This is a genomic window from Herbiconiux gentiana, assembly GCF_024978135.1.
GTDB classification, from domain to species: Bacteria; Actinomycetota; Actinomycetes; order Actinomycetales; family Microbacteriaceae; genus Herbiconiux; species Herbiconiux gentiana.
In genome coordinates this window covers 205,096-223,508 of record NZ_JANTEZ010000002.1, presented here as the reverse complement: position 1 = coordinate 223,508, position 18,413 = coordinate 205,096, and the positions used below count along the sequence as shown (strand labels likewise).

16 protein-coding genes are annotated in these 18,413 nt (G+C 69.3%); 15 read left to right on the top strand and 1 reads right to left on the bottom strand.

Annotated features, from left to right (window positions below; translation table 11 throughout):
* The first annotated feature begins 83 nt into the window (after positions 1-83).
* The 5 genes from NVV95_RS04755 (at position 84) to rplL (ending at position 3,759) form a co-directional block, all read left to right on the top strand.
* A complete protein-coding gene (locus NVV95_RS04755; RefSeq protein ID WP_375163787.1) occupies positions 84-848 on the top strand; it encodes a response regulator transcription factor in 765 nt (254 codons plus the stop codon).
* Positions 845-2,293, top strand: a complete 1,449-nt coding sequence (locus tag NVV95_RS04750; protein ID WP_259485397.1) for a sensor histidine kinase — start codon at positions 845-847, stop codon at positions 2,291-2,293. Before NVV95_RS04755 ends, NVV95_RS04750 begins: the two co-directional genes overlap by 4 nt.
* 54 nt (positions 2,294-2,347) lie before the next feature.
* Positions 2,348-2,566, top strand: coding sequence for a hypothetical protein (locus NVV95_RS04745; RefSeq protein WP_259485396.1), 219 nt, complete (start codon positions 2,348-2,350; stop codon positions 2,564-2,566).
* 239 nt (positions 2,567-2,805) lie between these two features.
* Entirely contained in the window at positions 2,806-3,321 is a 516-nt protein-coding gene (gene rplJ, locus NVV95_RS04740; RefSeq protein ID WP_259485395.1) for a 50S ribosomal protein L10, read from the top strand.
* 51 nt (positions 3,322-3,372) lie between these two features.
* Positions 3,373-3,759 carry a 50S ribosomal protein L7/L12 gene (rplL, locus tag NVV95_RS04735; protein ID WP_259485394.1) on the top strand — a complete coding sequence of 129 codons (387 nt, stop codon included), beginning with the start codon at positions 3,373-3,375 and terminating at the stop codon, positions 3,757-3,759.
* Positions 3,760-3,842: 83 nt separating this feature from the next.
* Here the strand turns inward: rplL and NVV95_RS04730 are convergent, their stop codons facing one another.
* Positions 3,843-4,865: a LacI family DNA-binding transcriptional regulator gene (locus NVV95_RS04730; RefSeq protein ID WP_259485393.1), complete on the bottom strand. Its 1,023-nt coding sequence runs from the start codon at positions 4,863-4,865 to the stop codon at positions 3,843-3,845.
* Positions 4,866-5,115: 250 nt separating this feature from the next.
* On the opposite strand from NVV95_RS04730, the gene NVV95_RS04725 reads away from it, so the two are divergent.
* The 10 genes from NVV95_RS04725 (at position 5,116) to NVV95_RS04680 (ending at position 18,364) form a co-directional block, all read left to right on the top strand.
* The gene (locus tag NVV95_RS04725; RefSeq protein ID WP_259485392.1) at positions 5,116-6,438 is read left to right on the top strand and encodes an ABC transporter substrate-binding protein; all 1,323 of its coding nucleotides are present in this window, start codon (positions 5,116-5,118) and stop codon (positions 6,436-6,438) included.
* A gap of 148 nt (positions 6,439-6,586) precedes the next feature.
* The gene (locus NVV95_RS04720) at positions 6,587-7,717 is read left to right on the top strand and encodes a carbohydrate ABC transporter permease (RefSeq protein WP_259485391.1); all 1,131 of its coding nucleotides are present in this window, start codon (positions 6,587-6,589) and stop codon (positions 7,715-7,717) included.
* A complete protein-coding gene (locus NVV95_RS04715; RefSeq protein WP_259485390.1) occupies positions 7,714-8,697 on the top strand; it encodes a carbohydrate ABC transporter permease in 984 nt (327 codons plus the stop codon). The genes NVV95_RS04720 and NVV95_RS04715 overlap by 4 nt, the downstream gene beginning before the upstream one ends.
* 116 nt (positions 8,698-8,813) lie before the next feature.
* A complete protein-coding gene (locus NVV95_RS04710; protein WP_259485836.1) occupies positions 8,814-10,712 on the top strand; it encodes an ABC transporter ATP-binding protein in 1,899 nt (632 codons plus the stop codon).
* Between the two features lie 468 nt (positions 10,713-11,180).
* Positions 11,181-12,170, top strand: a complete 990-nt coding sequence (locus NVV95_RS04705) for an ABC transporter substrate-binding protein (RefSeq protein ID WP_259485389.1) — start codon at positions 11,181-11,183, stop codon at positions 12,168-12,170.
* Between the two features lie 166 nt (positions 12,171-12,336).
* Complete coding sequence (locus tag NVV95_RS04700; protein ID WP_259485388.1) at positions 12,337-14,046, top strand: sugar ABC transporter ATP-binding protein; 1,710 nt, start codon at positions 12,337-12,339, stop codon at positions 14,044-14,046.
* Positions 14,043-15,095, top strand: a complete 1,053-nt coding sequence (locus tag NVV95_RS04695; protein ID WP_259485387.1) for an ABC transporter permease — start codon at positions 14,043-14,045, stop codon at positions 15,093-15,095. The genes NVV95_RS04700 and NVV95_RS04695 overlap by 4 nt, the downstream gene beginning before the upstream one ends.
* Positions 15,092-16,138 carry a galactofuranose ABC transporter, permease protein YjfF gene (gene yjfF / locus NVV95_RS04690; RefSeq protein ID WP_259485386.1) on the top strand — a complete coding sequence of 349 codons (1,047 nt, stop codon included), beginning with the start codon at positions 15,092-15,094 and terminating at the stop codon, positions 16,136-16,138. Before NVV95_RS04695 ends, yjfF begins: the two co-directional genes overlap by 4 nt.
* A gap of 62 nt (positions 16,139-16,200) precedes the next feature.
* On the top strand, positions 16,201-17,277 hold the full coding sequence (locus NVV95_RS04685) for a LacI family DNA-binding transcriptional regulator (RefSeq protein WP_259485385.1): 1,077 nt from the start codon (positions 16,201-16,203) through the stop codon (positions 17,275-17,277).
* A gap of 55 nt (positions 17,278-17,332) precedes the next feature.
* Entirely contained in the window at positions 17,333-18,364 is a 1,032-nt protein-coding gene (locus tag NVV95_RS04680) for a LacI family DNA-binding transcriptional regulator (RefSeq protein ID WP_259485384.1), read from the top strand.
* Positions 18,365-18,413 lie beyond the last annotated feature (49 nt).

Genomic DNA, 18,413 nt, shown 5'->3' with positions numbered 1-18,413 from the left:
CACGATCGACAGAGCACTCTCAGACCCCGCAGTGCCCACTCATAGACTCCTCATAGCCCACTGCCAATACTGGAGATGTGACTATCGACGGCTCCCTCCTCAGCGGCGACTCCCGCAGCAACCCCGCCAAGCAGCCCCGCCTGCGCCGGGCCGACGGCTCGCCGGTGCGCGCCCTCGTCGTCGACGACGAGAACACCCTCACCGATCTGCTCTCGATGGCCCTGCGCTACGAGGGCTGGGAGGTCAAGACGGCGAGCGAGGGCCGTCAGGCCATCACGATCGCCCGCGAGTTCCGCCCCGACGTCATCGTGCTCGACGTGATGCTGCCCGACATCGACGGGCTGCAGGTGCTGAACCGAATCCGCGGCGACGGCCACGAGACGCCGGTGCTCTTCCTCACGGCGAAGGATGCGCTCGACGACCGCATCGCCGGGCTCACCGCGGGCGGCGACGACTACGTGACCAAGCCGTTCAGCCTCGAGGAGCTGGTGGCGCGCCTGCGCGGGCTCATCCGCCGCTCGACCCTCGTGGTGGCCGACGCCGACGACCCGATCGTCACGGTCGGCGACCTGGAGCTGAACGAGGACAGCCACGAGGTCTTCCGCGACGGCGAGTCGATCGAGCTCACCGCCACCGAGTTCGAGCTGCTGCGCTACCTCATGCGCAACCCTCGGCGCGTGCTGAGCAAGGCGCAGATCCTCGACCGGGTGTGGAGCTACGACTTCGGCGGCAGGTCGAGCGTGGTGGAGATCTACATCTCCTACCTGCGCAAGAAGGTCGACGCCGGACGCACCCCGATGATCCACACGGTGCGCGGCGCCGGCTACATGCTGAAGCCCGCGCTATGACCCTGCGGCGCACGCTGATCGCGAGCGTGCTGGGCCTGATCGCCCTCGCCGGGGTGATCATCGGCGTCGTGAGCTCGGTGGCTCTGAACGGCTACCTCGTCAACCAGCTCGACGCGCAGCTGCGCGAGGCCTCGAACCGCACGCTCTCGACGCTGCAGGGGGAGGGCCAGGGCGGTCCGCCGCAGGCGGGCTTCGGGCTCGGCCAGGCCACGGGCACGGTGGCGGCCGTCATCGCCGCGGGCGGCTCGGCCGGCCTGGTGCTGAGCGAGGACGGCACGACCGAGTACCTCACCACGGCCCAGCTCGCGGCGCTCGCCGGGGTCACCGCGGGCCCCGAGCCGGTCACGGTCGACATCGGCGATCTCGGCGGCTACCGCGTCGAGGTGCAGTCTGTCGCGACCACGACCGGCACGCCGGCGCTGGTCGTCACCGGCCTGCCGCTGCGGGACGTCGAGGGCACACTGCAGCAGCAGATCGTCGTGATCGTGCTCGTCACGGCCGGCGCCATGGCTCTCGCGGGCGTGGCGGCCTTCCTGATCATCCGTCTCGCCCTGCGGCCGCTCGATCGGGTGACCGCCACCGCCTCCCGGGTCGCCGAGCTGCCCCTCGACCGCGGCGACGTCGCCCTCGCCGAGCGCGTGCCGGCGAGCGACACCGACCCGCGCTCCGAGGTGGGCCGGGTGGGCCTCGCCTTCAACCGGATGCTCGAGCACGTCGCCTCAGCCCTGACCTCCCGCCAGCAGAGCGAGAACAAGGTGCGGCAGTTCGTGGCCGACGCCAGCCACGAGCTGCGCACACCGCTGGCGAGCATCCGGGGCTATGCGGAGCTCACCCGGCGTACCGCCCCGGAGCTGCCGGGCGACGTGGCGCACTCGCTCGGCCGCATCGAGTCGGAGGCGACGCGCATGACCACCCTCGTCGAGGACCTGCTGCTGCTCGCCCGCCTCGACGCCAAGCCCGAGCTCGCCGTCACCGACGTCGACCTCTCGCTGGTGCTCGTCGACGTCGTCAGCGACGCCCACGTGGCCGGCCGCGACCACCAGTGGGACCTCGACCTCCCCGAGGAGCCGGTGACCGTCGCGGGTGACCCCGAGCGGCTGCACCAGGTCTTCGCCAACCTCCTGGCCAACGCCAGGGTGCACACCCCTCCCGGCACGCGCGTCACGGTCTCGGTCGACGGCTCGGCCGGGTCGACGGATGCTCCGGTCGCCCTCGTGCGCATCTCCGACGACGGCCCCGGCATCGCGCCCGAACTGCTGCCGACGCTGTTCGAGCGCTTCGTGCGCGGGGACGTCTCGCGCTCCCGGCACCAGGGCAGCACCGGGCTCGGCCTCGCGATCGTGAAGGCCGTCGTCGACGCGCACGGCGGAACCGTCGCGGTCGAGAGCGAGCCGGGGTCGACCGTGTTCACGGTGGCGCTGCCGCTGGCCGCCGACGCGCCCTGAGCGGGGCGGGCCTGGCCGGGGCATCCGGGACGCAGCTCGGGGTACGGTGAGTGCATGACCGATCAGCAGAACGAGCCCATCATGGCCGGCGCCGACGACGCCGCCCTCACCGAGAAGGTCGAGGGCCTGCTCACCCAGGTCAAGGCCGATGCCCCCGACGCCTCCTCGGCCGAGATCGCCGAGCTGCTGCGCGAGCGCCTCGACCAGGCCGGCCTCGAGGTCGACGACGACGAGATCGGGCGGCTGGCCGCCTGGGAGGCCGGCGAGAGCTGATTTGCCATCGGCGGTCGGGTGCCCTAGATTGTAGGAGGCCAAAGACCGCCGGTCGTCGGTGTGCGCTGCTGAGAAGCAGAGTTCACCGGCCGAAGATTCGTGAGAGCGAAGACCTGCGCAGGTGTACGAAGTAAGTCTCCAGCGTTCTGCTGAGTTCTCGCTCCGGCCTCCTGCGCCGGAGCTTTTTTCTTGCCTCCCGGTGGTCGCCCCGGCCGACACCATCGATTACTAGGAGCGCCATGGCGAACAAGGAAGCCTCGGTTGCCGAGCTCACGGAACTTTTCCAGAGCTCGACCGCCGTTCTGCTGACCGAGTATCGCGGTCTCACGGTCGCCCAGCTCAAGCAGCTGCGCGGCAACATCCGTGAGCACGCGTCATACGCCGTGGTAAAGAACACGCTGACCAAGATCGCGGCGAACAACGCCGGCATCTCGTCGTTCGACGACGAGCTCGCCGGTCCGTCCGCGATCGCCTTCGTCCACGGTGACCCCGTGGCCGTCGCCAAGTCGCTGCGTGACTTTGCCAAGGCAAACCCTCTGCTGGTCGTGAAGGGCGGGTACTTCGACGGTAACCCCCTGACCGCCGACGAGGTCACCAAGCTCGCCGACCTCGAGTCCCGTGAAGTCCTGCTGGCGAAGCTCGCCGGTGCCTTCAAGGCCTCGCTGTTCGGTGCCGCATATCTCTTCAACGCCCCGCTGTCGAAGGCCGTTCGCACGGTCGATGCGCTGCGTGAGAAGCAGGAGTCCGCGTCCTGAGCTCCGGCTCCAGCACGCGGTTGAACTAACTACCACAACAAGGAGAACATCATGGCAAAGCTTTCCACCGAGGAACTGCTCGAGGCTTTCAAGGAGCTCACGCTCATCGAGCTGAGCGAGTTCGTCAAGGCGTTCGAGGAGACCTTCGAGGTCACCGCGGCTGCCCCCGTCGCCGTCGCCGGCCCCGCCGCTGCCGGTGGCGCCCCCGCCGAAGAGGTCGAGGAGAAGACCGAGTTCGACGTCATCCTCGAGGCTGCCGGCGAGAAGAAGATCCAGGTCATCAAGGAGGTGCGCGCCCTCACCAGCCTCGGCCTCGGTGAGGCGAAGGCACTCGTCGACGGTGCTCCCAAGGCCGTCATCGAGGGCGCCAACAAGGAGACCGCCGAGAAGGCCAAGGCCCAGCTCGAAGAGGCCGGCGCCACCGTCACCCTCAAGTAGTCTTCTGCACCACATCGGATGCCCGGGCCTCACGGCTCGGGCATCCGTCGTTTAACCGACCCGGCGTTCAACCGACCCGGCGTTCAACCGACCCGGCGCGGGGGCGCGGTGGAGGAGCGGATGACCAGCCGTGCCGGCACGAAGGTGTGCTTGGACGGCGGGGTCCACCCCGGCTCCTCGAGCTGGCGGATGACCCAGTCGACCGCCTGCTCGCCCTGCAGATCGGGTCGCTGGCCGATCGAGGTGAGCCCGAACATCTCGCTCAGCGGGTGGTCGTCGATGCCGATCACCGACAGGTCCTCGGGAACCGACAGCCCGAGCTCGCGCGCGGCGAGGATCACGCCGATCCCGACCTCGTCGCAGGCCGCGAACACCGCGGTGGGACGGCGCCGCGGGTCGCCCAGCAGCTGCTTGCCCACCCGGTAGCCGCCCGGGATGTCGAAGGGTGTCGCGACGTGGGACTCCGGGTCGTAGGAGATGCCCGCCGCCTCGATGGCCTCGCGGTAGCCGCGCAGGCGCTTGGAGTGCACGTGGAAGTCCATCTGCTCGTCGATGTCGCCGCCGACGTGCACGATGGCGCGATGGCCGAGCAGCAGCAGGTGCTCGGTGGCCAGGCGGGCCGCCTCGACGTCGTCGATGCTCAGCGTCGGGATGCCGACGAGCGGGCCGCCGATGCCGGCGATCGGCTTGCCGAGCGACAGCAGGCGCTCGGCCTCGGGCGCCGTGATCTCGAGCGTGACCGCGATCACGGCGTCGACCCGCTTGCGCACCAGGAAGTACTCGAAGACGCGGCTGCGCTCCTCGACCGTCTTCGAGGTGTTGTAGAGCATGAGGTCGTAACCGCGGTCGAGCAGGGCGCGCTCGACGCCCTCGATGATGCTGCCGAAGAACCACTGGTTGATCTCGGGGATGATCACCCCGACGTTGTTCGTGCGGCCGGTCACGAGGCTCGACGCGCTCGAGGAGACGACGTAGCCGAGGGTGGCGGCGGCGGCCGAGACCCGGGTGCGGGTCTCGGCCGAGACGTAGCCGCGCCCGCTCAGGGCGCGCGACACCGTGGCCTTCGAGACCCCGGCGAGAGTCGCCACGTCTTCGATCCCCGACACGACGACCTCCTCGTCTTCTCGTGTGCAAACGCTTCCAGAATCCTAGCGTGACCTTGCAGCGGATGTGGAGGACCAGTTTCGCGAACACCGGCCGTTCTGCTAGCGTGAGAGCGCTCTCTCTGAACCAATCGTTACCTTCTCGAGACATCGAGGACTTCGCTTGTCATTTCGTGAGAGTTATGGAAAGGTTTCCCTACACGCGCCACCGAAGGCACCACTACGGAGCGCACAAACTCAATGAGGAGGAGATATGCGGTCACTTTCGCACCGCCGTGTCACAGCACCCATCGCCATCGCGGCGGGCCTCGGGCTCGCCCTCGTCGGCTGCTCCGGCGGAGCCGGCGGCGGAGCGGCGGGCGGTACCGCCGGTGAGGCCGACGGCGTCGTCACCGTCTACGGCACCATCGCCGACACCGAGGCCGAGCTTCTCGAGCAGTCCTGGGCGGACTGGGAGAAAGAGAACAACATCGACATCCAGTACGAGTCGTCGAAGGAGTTCGAGTCCCAGATCGGCATCCGCGCGCAGGGTGGCAACCCGCCCGACCTCGCGATCTTCCCGCAGCCGGGCCTGCTCGCCGACCTCGCGTCGCGAGGCTTCATCCAGAAGGCCCCCGAGGGTGTCGAGAAGAACGTCGACGAGTACTGGTCGACCGACTGGAAGGCCTACGGCACCGTCGACGACACCTTCTACGGTGCTCCGCTGATGGCCAGCGTCAAGGGCTTCATCTGGTACTCGCCGAAGCAGTTCGCCGACAACGGCTGGGAGGTCCCGAAGACCTACCAGGAGATGCTCGACCTGACCGCGAAGATGCAGACCACCCTGGGCAAGGCCCCGTGGTGCGCCGGCTTCGGCTCGGGCGACGCCACCGGCTGGCCGGGCACCGACTGGGTCGAAGACCTGGTGCTGCGTCAGAGCGGCCCCGACGTCTACGACCAGTGGGTCAAGAACGAGGTCAAGTTCACCGACCCCGCGATCAGCGACGCCTTCACCTCCGTCGGCGACATCCTGCTCAACCCGAGCTACGTCAACGCCGGCTTCGGTGACGTCAAGTCGATCAACGCGACCGCCTTCGGCGACGTGGCGAACGCCATGGCCGACGGCAGCTGCGCGCTGACCCACCAGGCGTCGTTCTTCGACGGCTTCCTCACCGACGCCGGTGCGACCGTCGGCCCCGACGCCGACATCTGGGCGTTCGTCACCCCCGCGGTGAACGAGGGCGAGACCGCCGTCACCGGCGGTGGCGAGATCGTCGGCGCGTTCTCGAACGACGCCGACACCGTCAAGGTGCAGGAGTACCTCTCGAGCCCCGAGTGGGCGAACAGCCGCGTGTCGCTCGGTGGTGTCATCTCCGCGAACAAGGGCCTCGAGGCCTCCAACGCGCAGAGCCCCATCCTGCAGCAGGCCATCGGCATCCTCCAGGACGAGAACACCACGTTCCGGTTCGACGCCTCCGACCTGATGCCCGGTGCCGTCGGCGCCGGCACCTTCTGGAAGGGCATGGTCGACTGGATCAACGGCACTCCCCAGGAGGAAGTCCTGACGTCCATCGAGGGCGGCTGGCCGACCGAGTAGGTCGACCCGTCCACCCCTAGCCAGAACGGTCGCGATGAGGCCGCCCGCACCCCCGGGCGGCCTCCTTGCACCCTGGTGCTACGGTGTCCTCACGGCGCCGAGGGCGCCGGGCCGTTCCTGAGTCCAGAGTCGCACTCGAAAGGTTTTCATGTCCGATTTCCTTCTCTGGGTGGGGAAGCTGCCCGCGCTGGCGCAGATCCCCATCGTCCTCATCGCGTTCGGCATCGTCGTCGCGCTGATCCTGTTCTTCGTGGAGATCGCTCCGCGAAGCGGGCGCAAGTACACGATCATCCGTCTCGCGGTCTGCGTCATCGCCCCGTTCCTCGCGCTCGTGCTCGTGGGTTCGGTCTGGTGGGCGGCCCTCATCGCCGCGGCCCTGGGCCTCGCGTTCTTCTGGATCGACAAGCGGTCCTCGCAGGGCGCCGGCTATCTCTTCCAGCTCTTCGGCTTCCTGGCACCCGCGATCATCCTGCTGGTGATCGGCCTCATCTACCCCACCGTCAAGACGGCGATCGACTCGCTGTTCTCCAGCCGGGGCAACTTCGTCGGTCTCGACAACTTCGCCTGGGTGCTCACCAACCCGCAGAACCTGCGCGTCATCCTGAACACGATCATCTGGGTGCTCGTGGTGCCGATCGCCTCGACGATCTTCGGTCTCGCCTACGCGGTCTTCATCGACAAGAGCCGCGGTGAGAAGTTCTTCAAGATCCTCGTCTTCATGCCGATGGCCATCTCCTTCGTGGGTGCGTCCATCATCTGGCGGTTCGTCTACACCTACCGACCCACCGACGAGAGCCAGATCGGTCTGCTGAACCAGGTCGTCGTGTGGCTCGGCGGTCAGCCGGTGCAGTGGCTGCAGGAGTCGCCCTGGAACACCTTCTTCCTGATCGTCGTGCTCATCTGGATCCAGACGGGCTTCGCGATGGTCATCCTCTCGGCGGCGATCAAGGGTGTTCCCGCCGAGCAGCTCGAGGCGGCGGAGCTCGACGGCACCAATTCGTGGCAGCGCTTCATCAACGTCACGGTGCCGGGCATCCGCTCGTCGCTGATCGTGGTGCTCACCACCATCTCGATCGCCTCGCTGAAAGTGTTCGACATCGTGCGCACCATGACGGCGGGCGCGAACGAGACCAGCGTGCTGGCGAACGAGATGTACACGCAGTTCAAGAACTTCGAGTACGGGCGGTCGGCGGCCTTCGCCGTCATCCTCTTCATCCTGGTGATGCCGATCGTCATCTACAACGCCAGGCAGATCAAGAAGCAGAGGGAGATCCGATGAGCGCCGTGCAGCCGATCGACCTGCCGGTCGACAAGTCGACGAAGAATCAGCTGAGGTCGGGCGAACGCGCGATCGAGCGCGACGAGACCGTCACCAAGCGCACCAAGCGCCGCCTGACCAGCCGCGGCGCGACCGTCGCCGCGCTGATCATCGCGGTGATCTGGACGATCCCGACCTTCGGGCTGCTGATCTCCTCATTCCGCGAGCGGAACGACATCCAGACCTCGGGCTGGTGGACGATCTTCCAGAACTGGGGCTTCACGCTCGACAACTACGTCGAGGTGCTCGGTTCGGGCAACTCCTCGGTCACCATCGCCTCGTCGTTCGTGAACTCGATCGCCATCACCATCCCGGCGACGTTGATCCCGCTGGTGATCGCGGCCCTCGCCGCGTACGCCTTCGCGTGGATCGACTTCAAGGGCAAGGACTGGCTGTTCATCGGCGTCTTCGCGCTGCAGATCGTGCCGATCCAGATGGCTCTCGTGCCGCTGCTCAGCTTGTTCTCGCGGGGCATCGCGGTCGGAAACGACTGGATCTTCTCGGGTGTGCCCTCCAACGGCACCTTCTCGCAGGTCTGGATCGCGCACACGATCTTCGCCCTGCCGCTGGCGATCTTCCTGCTGCACAACTTCGTGTCGGAGATCCCGCGCGAGGTCATCGAGGCGGCGCGCGTCGACGGTGCCGGTCACGGGCAGATCTTCTTCCGGATCATCCTGCCGCTGACCATGCCGGCGCTGGCGTCGTTCGCGATCTTCCAGTTCCTCTGGGTCTGGAACGACCTGCTCGTGGCGCTGATCTTCGCCGACGGCGGGGTGGCTCCGATCACCAAGCTGCTCGCCGAGATCACCGGTTCGCGCGGTCAGGACTGGTATCTGCTCACCGCGGGCGCGTTCGTGGCCATCGTCGTGCCGCTGATCGTGTTCTTCGCGCTGCAGCGGTTCTTCGTGCGCGGCCTGCTGGCGGGGTCCACCAAGGGCTGACGCCGCCCGGCACCTGGCCCGGTTCACCCCTCGTTTCGCCGAGGGAGGAACCGGGCCTCGCTGTCGGTGGGCGGAGGTACGCTCCACTCATGAGTGGAATGGGCGGCGGTGGCCGCATGAGCGCCGTCGCGGCGGCCGGCGGGCGCACCCGGGTGGGTGGCGTGGGCGGCGGTGGCGGTGGCGGTGGCCGCGTCTCCAGCGGCGATCGAGACGCGCAGCGCGCGGCCAACGCCGAGGCGCCGAAGATCCCGAACCTGCTCGGCCGCATCGGCGAGCTGTTCCGGCCCTACCGCGCGGCGCTCATCGTCACCGCGGTGCTCGTGCTCATCGGGGCCGCCCTCACGGTGCTGCCCCCGCTCCTCACGCAGCAAGCCTTCGACCTCGGGCTGTTCCCGCAGGGCGGGCCGAACATCCCCGTCCTGTTCGAGCTGGTCGGCGCGATGGTGCTGATCTGGGTGGTCTCGGCCGCCCTCGGGGTGTGGCAGACCTACCTCACGGCCCGGGTCGGCAACAGCGTGATGGGCGATCTGCGCATCCGGCTGTTCACGCACCTGCAGCGCATGGAGCTGGCGTTCTTCACCCGCACCAAGACGGGCATCATCCAGTCGCGGCTGCAGAACGACGTCGGCGGGGTGGCCAACGTGCTCACCAACACCGTGTCGAGTGTGCTCGGCAACACGGTCACCGTCATCGCGGCGCTCGTGGCCATGCTGCTGCTCAGCTGGCAGCTCACGGTGGTCGCCGTCATCCTCATGCCGCTGCTCGTGCTGGCGCAACGCCGCGTCGGTCAGGTGCGGGCGCGCATCGCGGGCAAGACGCAGGAGTCGCTGTCCGACATGACGGCGATCACTCAGGAGACGCTGAGCGTCTCGGGCATCCTGCTGGCGAAGAGCTTCAACCGCCAGGGCGCCGAGATCGAGCGCTACTCCGACGAGAACCAGAACCAGATCGCGCTGCAGGTGCGCCAGCAGATGAGCGGGCAGTGGTTCTTCGCCATCGTCAGCATCGTGCTGTCGGTGGTGCCGGCGGTCGTCTACCTCGTGTCGGGCTACCTCATCCAGGGCGGGGTCGACGTCACGGCGGGCACGATCGTGGCGTTCACCACGGTGCAGGCGCGACTCACCTGGCCACTGCTCGGCCTCATGCGGGTCGGGCTCGACCTGCAGACCTCCGGGGCGCTGTTCGCGCGCATCTTCGAATACCTCGATCTCAAGCCCAGCATCGCCGATGCGCCCGACGCGATCGACCTCCCCCGCGGGGCCGGTGCGGCGCGGGCGGGGCGGGTGGAGTTCGACCACGTGAGCTTCGTGTACCCCGACGGGGAGCCCGAGCATCCGACCCTCGACGACGTCTCGTTCGCCATCGAGCCCGGGCAGTTCGCCGCGTTCGTCGGGCCGTCGGGGGCCGGCAAGACGACGGTGTCGTACCTCGTGCCGCGGTTCTACGAGGCCACGAAGGGTGCCGTGCTGGTCGACGGGCACGACGTGCGGGAGCTGCGGCAGGAGTCGCTGATCGACCGGCTCGGCATCGTCAGCCAGGAGACCTACCTGTTCCACGCGACCATCGGCGAGAACCTGCGCTACGCGAAGCCGGGGGCGAGCGAGCAGGAGGTCGTGGCGGCGGCGCGGGCGGCGAACATCCACGACCGCATCATGAGCTTCCCCGAGGGGTACGAGACGCTGGTGGGCGAGCGCGGGTACCGGCTGTCGGGCGGCGAGAAGCAGCGCATCGCCATCGCGCGGGTGCTGCTGAAAGACCCGGCAGTGCTCATCCTCGACGAGGCGACGAGTGCGCTCGACTCGATCTCCGAGCGGGTGGTTCAGGATGCTCTCGACACCGCCGCGCGTGGGCGCACCACGATCGCCATCGCGCACCGGTTGTCGACCATCGTGAACGCCGACGTCATCTTCGTGGTCGACGCGGGGCGCATCGTCGAGTCGGGCACGCACGAGCAGCTGCTCGCGCGCGGCGGCTCGTACGCGGCGCTGTACGCGCAGCAGCTGACGACCGCGTAGCGGCGGCCGCGCAGTTGCTCGCCACCGCGTAGCTGCGTCCGCGCAGGTACTCGCGACCGCGTAGCGGCGAGCGTCGGTCGACGCCCGCCTGGTGCGGCCGTTGTGCAGCTGCGGCCGCGCGACTGCTCGCCAGCGCGTGGCTGCGGCGGTACGGCTGCTCGCGGGCACGTCGCTGCCGGTGCGGGTCGGCGCCCGCCTGGTGCGGTCGCTCGTGCGCGGCCGCTGATCCTCTCCTTTCGCATCCGGCGGGTGGGCATCGTTGCCGGGGCCGTCGGAATATTAGCGTTCACATTAGGGCCTCCGGCGCGCCAGCGCCAGCTTCGAACCGGTTATCGATTCGTTACCGAACTGCCAATTGTGAAGGCTCACATTTTGTGATTACCATGGCGCACCGGCCCCGACGTGGCGGCCGACCCGGCACCATCACGCAGCACGACGCGGCCGGGACGATGAACAGAGAGGTTCACCATGAAGAAGAAGTTCCTCGGTCTCGCCGCGGCCGGAGCGATGCTCCTGACGCTCGCGGGCTGTGCCGGCGGCGGAACCAGCGCCGGCGAATCCGCCGGCCCCAAGCCCGTCGACCAGCTCGTCGTCGGCTTCTCGCAGGTCGGCTCCGAGAGCGGCTGGCGCACGGCCAACACCACCGACATCCAGGCCGCGTTCAAAGACGCCGGCATCGACCTGAAGTTCTCCGACGCGCAGCAGAAGCAGGAGAACCAGATCAAGGCGATCCGCTCCTACATCCAGCAGAAGGTCGACGTCATCGCGTTCTCCCCGGTCGTCGAGACCGGCTGGGACGCCGTGCTCAACGAGGCGAAGGCCGCGAACATCCCCGTCGTGCTGACCGACCGCGCGGTCGACTCGGCCGACGACTCGCTCTACGAGAGCTTCCTCGGCTCCGACTTCGTCGAAGAGGGCAAGAAGGCCGGCGAGTGGGTGCTCGACGAGTACAAGGACTCCACCGAGCCCGTCAAGATCATCCAGCTCGAGGGCACCACGGGCGCCGCTCCGGCCATCGACCGCGCCGAGGGCTTCGCCGAGGCGATCAAGGGCGACGACAAGTTCGAGGTCGTCGCCAGCCAGACCGGTGACTTCACCCGTGCCGGCGGCAAGCAGGTCACCGAGGCGCTGCTGAAGTCGAACCCCGACGCCAACCTGATCTACGCCCACAACGACGACATGGCCCTCGGCGCCATCGAGGCGATCGAGGCGGCCGGCCTGAAGCCGGGCGTCGACATCAAGATCGTCAGCGTCGACGCGGTGAAGGACGGCATGCAGGCCCTCGCCGATGGCAAGATCAACTTCATCGTCGAGTGCTCGCCGCTGCTCGGCAAGCAGCTGGTCGACATCGTCAAGCAGATCAACGACGGTGACACCCCCGAGAAGCGCATCATCACCGAGGAGACCACCTTCACGAAGGACCAGGCCGCCGAGGCGCTCCCCACCCGCCAGTACTAGAAGCACCACCAGCACCAGCACCAGCACCAGCACCGCACGCACCACCAGCACCACCTGAGCGCGGTGACGGATGCGCGGGCCGACGCCCCGCATCCGTCACCGCCTCACCCCGAACCGGAACACCCCGAACACCCCCGCACCCCCTCCCTCGAAGAAGAGAGAACTCATGACCGAACCAGTCGTGGAGATGAGCGCCATCTCCATCTCCTTCCCGGGGGTGAAAGCGCTCGACGACGTCAGCTTCCGCATGTTCCCGGGCGAGGTGCACTCGCTGATGGGCGAGAACGGCGCCGGCAAGTCGACGCTGATCAAGGCGCTGACCGGCGTCTATCAGATCGACAGCGGCAGCATCGTCGTCGACGGCGAGTCGGTCTCGTTCACCGGACCCGCCGCCGCCCAGGCCGCCGGCATCGCCACGGTCTACCAGGAGGTCAACCTCCTGCCGAATCTCTCGGTCGCCGAGAACATCCTGCTCGGCCGCGAGCCCCGCCGCTTCGGCTCGATCGACGGCCGCGCCATGCGCCGCCGCGCCGCCGAGCTGCTCGACGGCCTGAACCTCGACATCGACCCGGGCTCGCTGCTCGGCTCGCACTCGCTCGCCGTGCAGCAGCTGGTCGCGATCGCCCGCGCGATCGACGTCGACGCGAAGGTGCTCATCCTCGACGAGCCCACCTCGAGCCTCGACGCCGACGAGGTCGCCGAGCTGTTCCGCGTCATCCGCTCGCTCCGCGACTCGGGTGTCGCCATCCTCTTCGTCTCGCACTTCCTCGACCAGATCTACGAGATCACCGACCGCCTCACCGTGCTCCGCAACGGCCGCCTCGTGGGCGAGTACCTCACCGAGGAGCTGCTGCGCATCGACCTCGTGCAGAAGATGATCGGCAAGGAGCTGACCGTCCTCGACGAGATCGGCCGCAAGGCCCACTCCGCCGACGCCGAGGGGGCGGCCGCAGACCGGCCGGCCGACTTCGTGCGCGCCGAGGGACTGGGTCGCACGGGCGCCATCGAGCCGTTCGACCTCGTGATCGGCGAGGGTGAAGTGATCGGCCTGGCCGGTCTGCTGGGCTCCGGCCGCACCGAGCTGGCGCGCATCCTGGGTGGTATCGACCGCGCCGACTCGGGCACGCTGTCGATCGGCGGCACCGGCCGCGGCACCGGCGGCACCGGTCGTGGTGGCGCCGGCGGCGGCTCAGGTCGAGGCGGCCGCGGCGGCTCGAAGCTGCGCACCCCGCGCCAGGCCATCTCGCGCCGCATCGCCTACTCCTCGGAAGACCGCCGCGGCGAGGGCATCATCGACGAGCTGACCGTCCGCGACAACATCGTGCTGGCCCTCCAGGCCGACCGCGGCTGGTTCCGCCCCATCCCCAAGAAGCGCCAGGAGGAGCTCGCGCAGAGCTACATCCAGGCCCTCAACATCCGGCCCGCGAACCCCGACGCGCTCGTGCGCAACCTCTCCGGCGGCAACCAGCAGAAGGTGCTGCTCGCCCGCTGGCTCGCCATCGCACCCCGCCTCCTCATCCTCGACGAGCCGACCCGCGGCATCGACATCGGCGCCAAGGCCGAGATCCAGAAGCTCGTCTACACGCTCGCCGAGAACGGCATGAGCGTCGTCTTCATCTCGGCCGAGCTCGAGGAGGTGCTGCGCCTCTCGCACCGCGTCGCCGTGCTCCGCGACCGCCGCCTCGTGGCCGACATCGAGAACGACGGGCTCACGGTCGACGCGCTGCTCGCTCTCATCGCCGACGGTTCGGTGGCCGAAGAGGGCGGGGTTCCGGATGCTCCGACCGCCGGCTCCGGCCCGGGCGCCGGTCGCGCATCCGACCCCGACAGCACCACCGCACCCGCACCCCTCGAGACCTCGGGAGACCGACGATGAACGCCCTGCTGCTCCGCACCGTCTCGAGCCGGCTGTTCTGGCCGATCGTGATGCTGCTCGTCCTCGTGCTGATCAACGTCATCGCGTTCCCCGACTTCCTCACCGTCACGGTGAAGGACGGGCACCTCTTCGGCTCGATCATCGACATCCTGCGGAACGGGGCGCCGACGCTGATCATCGCGGTCGGCATGACCCTCGTGATCGCCACCCGCGGCATCGACCTCTCGGTCGGCGCGGTGGCGGCGATCTCGGGCGCGGTGGCCTGCTCGATCCTGCTCGGCTCCTCCGACCCGGGCAACCCCGGCACGGTGGCCGTCGCCGTGATCGTCGCGCTGATCATCTCGCTGGTGCTGGGCGTCTGGAACGGCTTCCTCGTCTCGGTGATCGGCATCCAGCCCATCATCGCGACGCTCATCCTGATGACCGCCGGTCGCGGTGTCGCGATGCTCATCACCGAGGGCCAGATCCTCACCGTCGACAGCGCGCCGTTCAAGGAACTCGGCTCGGGCTTCTGGTTCGGCATCCCGGTCGCGGTCGTGATCGGTGCCGTGATCTTCGCGGTCGCCGCCCTGCTGACCCGCCGCACCGCGCTCGGCATGCTGATCGAGTCGGTCGGCATCAACCCCGAAGCCAGCCGGCAGGCCGGCGTGCGGGCGCGGGTGCTGCTGTTCACCGTCTACGCCTTCTGCGCGCTGTCAGCCGGTATCGCCGGGCTCATCCTCACCGCGAACCAGACCGCGGCCGACGCGAACAACACCGGACTGTTCATCGAGCTCGACGCCATCCTCGCGGTTGTCATCGGCGGCACCTCGCTCGCCGGCGGACGCTACTCGCTGGCCGGGACGCTCGTCGGGGCGCTGGTCATCCAGACCCTCGTCACCACGGTGTACACCGTCGGCATCCCGCCGATCGTCACCATGGTGTTCAAGGCCGCCGTCGTCACGGCCGTGTGCCTGCTGCAGTCGCCCACCACCAACGCCGCGTTCGCCCAGCTGCGCCAGCGGCTCGCCGCCCGCACCGCCCGAGTCAAGGAAGCAGCCGCATCATGACCGCCACCATCGACCGCCCCCGCACCGGCGCACCCGCGCCCCTGCGGCCGGGCCGCCCGCCGCGCCGCCCGATCGACCGCCTGCGCGACGTGCTCACGAGCCCGAAGTCGGGCCCCGTGCTCGTCACGGCGGTGCTCTTCGTCGCCGTCTTCATCGTGGGGGGCGTGCGCTACAACGGCTTCTTCTCGGGCCAGGTGCTGCTGAACCTCTTCGTCGACAACTCCTACCTGATCGTGCTCGCGGTCGGCATGACCTTCGTCATCCTGACCGGTGGCATCGACCTCTCGGTCGGGGCGGTCGTGGCGCTGTCGACGATGATCGCGGCGAGTCTGCTGCAGACCGGGTGGTCGCCGGGGGTGGTCATCCCGCTCATCCTGGTGCTGACCAGTGTGCTGGGGCTGCTCGTGGGGCTGATGATCCACGTGTTCAAGGTGCAGCCGTTCATCGCGACGCTGGCCGCGATGTTCCTCGCCCGCGGCCTCTGCTACGTGATCTCGAAGGACTCGATCTCGATCACCGAGCCCACCTTCGTGGCGCTGGCCGTCACGCGCATCCCGCTCGGCGGCGGCCTCAGCATCACCCCGAGCGTCGTGATCGCGCTCGCCGTGGTGATCGTCGCGGTGTGGGTGCTCGGCTTCACGCGGTTCGGGCGCACGGTGTACGCCATCGGCGGGAGCGAGCAGTCGGGCATCCTGATGGGCCTGCCCGTGGCGCGCACCAAGGTGATCGTGTACGTGGTGAGCGGTTTCTGCTCGGGTCTCGCGGGCGTGCTGTTCTCGTTCTACACGCTCTCGGGCTACCCGCTGACGGCGGTCGGCACCGAGCTCGACGCCATCGCCGCGGTGGTCATCGGCGGCACCCTGCTGACCGGCGGCTACGGCTTCGTGCTCGGCTCGGTGCTCGGCGGGCTGGTGCTCGGCGTGATCCAGACGATCATCACCTTCGAGGGCACCCTGTCGTCGTGGTGGACCAAGATCTTCATCGGCGCGCTGCTGCTCGTCTTCATCATTCTGCAGAAGGTGCTGACCGCTCGCAGGAGGTGACGATCCGGGCCCGACATAATACGTAGACGCGCGCGCATCCGCGGCGCCGATGAGGATCGACTGTGACTGAAGACGACAGGGCGAGGGCCGCCACGATCTTCGATGTGGCGCGCCTCGCCGGGGTCTCGCACCAGACGGTCTCGCGGGTGCTGAACGACATGCCGAACGTGCGGCCGGCCACCCGGCAGCGGGTCGAGAACGCGATCAAGCAGCTGCGCTACGTGCCCTCGCCGGCGGCGCGCGCCATGGTCACCCGCCGCTCGCGCACCATCGGCCTGATCACCACGGGGTCGGCCGACTACGGGCCCTCCTCGACCGCGCTGCACTTCAACGAGACGGCTCGGGATGCGCGCTACGCCGTCATCACCGCGGGGCTGCTCGAGGCCGATGCCGTGCACGTGCGCAGCGCGGCCGAGCTGCTGGTGCGGCAGAACGTCGAGGCGATCGTGCTGATCGTGCAGCAGCGGGCCGCCGTGGAGGGCATCGCGGGCGTCGACCTCGGGGTGCCGGTGGTGGCCGTCGCCTCGGAGGACCGCGGCGTGCCGCACCGGGTGCAGCTCGACCAGTACGCGGGGTCGCGGGCCGCCGTCGACCACCTGGCCGCCCTGGGGCACCGCGACATCCGGCACATCGCGGGGCCGGCCGACTCGATGGACGCGGCCGAGCGGCTGCGCGGCTGGTTCGGCGGGCTCGCGGCGCACGGGCTGGTGAGCCGCGAGCCGATGGTGGGGGACTGGACGCCCGCGAGCGGCTACGCGCACGGTGTGCGGCTCGCCGCGGAGGGGTCGGCGACCGCGGTCGTGGTGGCGAACGACCAGATGGCCGTCGGGCTGATGCGCGCATACACGGAGGCGGGGCTGTCGGTGCCGGGCGACCTGAGCGTGGTGGGGTTCGACGACATCCCCGAGGCGGAGTACCTGTCTCCGCCGCTGACGACGGTGCGGCAGGACTTCACCGTGCTGGGCCGGGCGGCGATGGAGACGGTGCTCGACGTCCTCGGCGAGCGCCCGCCGGACGCGCCGCCCCCCACGCCGGTCTCCGGCGTCTCCCTCGTCCGCCGCGCCAGCACGGCGCCGCCGGCGGCCCTCGCCGCCGCGGAGATCGAGCCGTCGCAAAGCGCCCTCTCCCGGCCCTCATAGGGCGATTTGCGACGGGTCGATCGCCGGGGGCGATGGGGCGCGGGATAATCGGGGGATGACGGACGGGGGCACGGGCGGGGGCGCGGGGGGCACGCGGGTGCGGGCCGCGAGTGTGTTCGACGTGGCGAAGGCCGCCGGGGTGTCGCATCAGACGGTGTCGCGGGTGCTGAACGATCATCCGAGCCTCAGGCCCGCCACCCGGCAGAAGGTGCTCGATGCCATGCGCGCGCTCGACTACCGGCCGAATCTCGCCGCCCGGGCACTGGTGACGAGCCGGTCGCGCATCATCGGCATCCTCTCGACGTCGAGCGGCGAGTACGGCCCCGCGTCGAGCATCGCCGCCGTCGAGGCCGCCGCGCGGGCGCGGGGCTACAGCGTCAGCATCGCCAACGCCGACGGCGTCGACCAGCGCTCGATCGACGAGGCGCTGGCGCACCTGGTCGACCTCTCGGCGGAGGGCATCGTGGTGATCGCGCCGCAGCTGCAGGTGCTGTCGGCGCTGACGGCGCGGTCGTTCCGCATCCCGTTCGTGACGCTGCAGACGCTGCGGCAGACGGACGGCGCCGAGCTCGCACTCGACCAGGTTCAGGGTGCGCGGCTCGCCACGGCGCACCTCGGCGAGCTCGGCCATCGCCGCATCGGACACCTCGCCGGGGCCGCCGACTGGATCGACGCCGCCTCCCGCCGAGCCGGCTTCCGGGCCGAGCTCGCCGAGCGGGGCATCGCCGCCGGCCCCGAGGCGGACGGCGACTGGAGCGCCCCGTCGGGCTACCGCGCGGGTCGGGAGCTGATCGGGCGGGGTGTCACCGCGGTGTTCTCGGCGAACGACCAGATGGCGCTCGGCCTGCTGCACGCGGCGCACGACGCCGGCCTCGCGGTTCCGCAGGATCTGAGCGTCGTCGGCTTCGACGACACCCCCGAGGCGGCCCACTATCTTCCGCCGCTCACCACCGTGCGGCAGGACTTCGCCGAGGCCGGCCGCCGCGCCCTCGCCCGACTGCTCGACGAGGACGGCACGAGCCCCTCGGCCGACCCGGTGCTGGTCGTCCGCGCCTCGACCGCGCCGCCGCCGGCGCCGGCGGATTGACCCTGCGCCCGGGCATCCGGATGCCGTACACTCGCAGGTGGGCCCGCAA

Bases quoted from the DNA above. Each gene is read 5' to 3' on its own strand.
- NVV95_RS04715 (WP_259485390.1), top strand. From the start codon at position 7,714: ATGAGCGCCGTGCAGCCGATCGACCTGCCGGTCGACAAGTCGACGAAG.
- yjfF (WP_259485386.1), top strand. From the start codon at position 15,092: ATGACCGCCACCATCGACCGCCCCCGCACCGGCGCACCCGCGCCCCTG.
- NVV95_RS04710 (WP_259485836.1), top strand. From the start codon at position 8,814: ATGAGCGCCGTCGCGGCGGCCGGCGGGCGCACCCGGGTGGGTGGCGTG.
- rplL (WP_259485394.1), top strand. From the start codon at position 3,373: ATGGCAAAGCTTTCCACCGAGGAACTGCTCGAGGCTTTCAAGGAGCTC.
- NVV95_RS04725 (WP_259485392.1), top strand. From the start codon at position 5,116: ATGCGGTCACTTTCGCACCGCCGTGTCACAGCACCCATCGCCATCGCG.
- NVV95_RS04705 (WP_259485389.1), top strand. From the start codon at position 11,181: ATGAAGAAGAAGTTCCTCGGTCTCGCCGCGGCCGGAGCGATGCTCCTG.
- NVV95_RS04750 (WP_259485397.1), top strand. From the start codon at position 845: ATGACCCTGCGGCGCACGCTGATCGCGAGCGTGCTGGGCCTGATCGCC.
- NVV95_RS04700 (WP_259485388.1), top strand. From the start codon at position 12,337: ATGACCGAACCAGTCGTGGAGATGAGCGCCATCTCCATCTCCTTCCCG.
- NVV95_RS04680 (WP_259485384.1), top strand. From the start codon at position 17,333: ATGACGGACGGGGGCACGGGCGGGGGCGCGGGGGGCACGCGGGTGCGG.
- NVV95_RS04720 (WP_259485391.1), top strand. From the start codon at position 6,587: ATGTCCGATTTCCTTCTCTGGGTGGGGAAGCTGCCCGCGCTGGCGCAG.
- NVV95_RS04745 (WP_259485396.1), top strand. From the start codon at position 2,348: ATGACCGATCAGCAGAACGAGCCCATCATGGCCGGCGCCGACGACGCC.
- rplJ (WP_259485395.1), top strand. From the start codon at position 2,806: ATGGCGAACAAGGAAGCCTCGGTTGCCGAGCTCACGGAACTTTTCCAG.
- NVV95_RS04695 (WP_259485387.1), top strand. From the start codon at position 14,043: ATGAACGCCCTGCTGCTCCGCACCGTCTCGAGCCGGCTGTTCTGGCCG.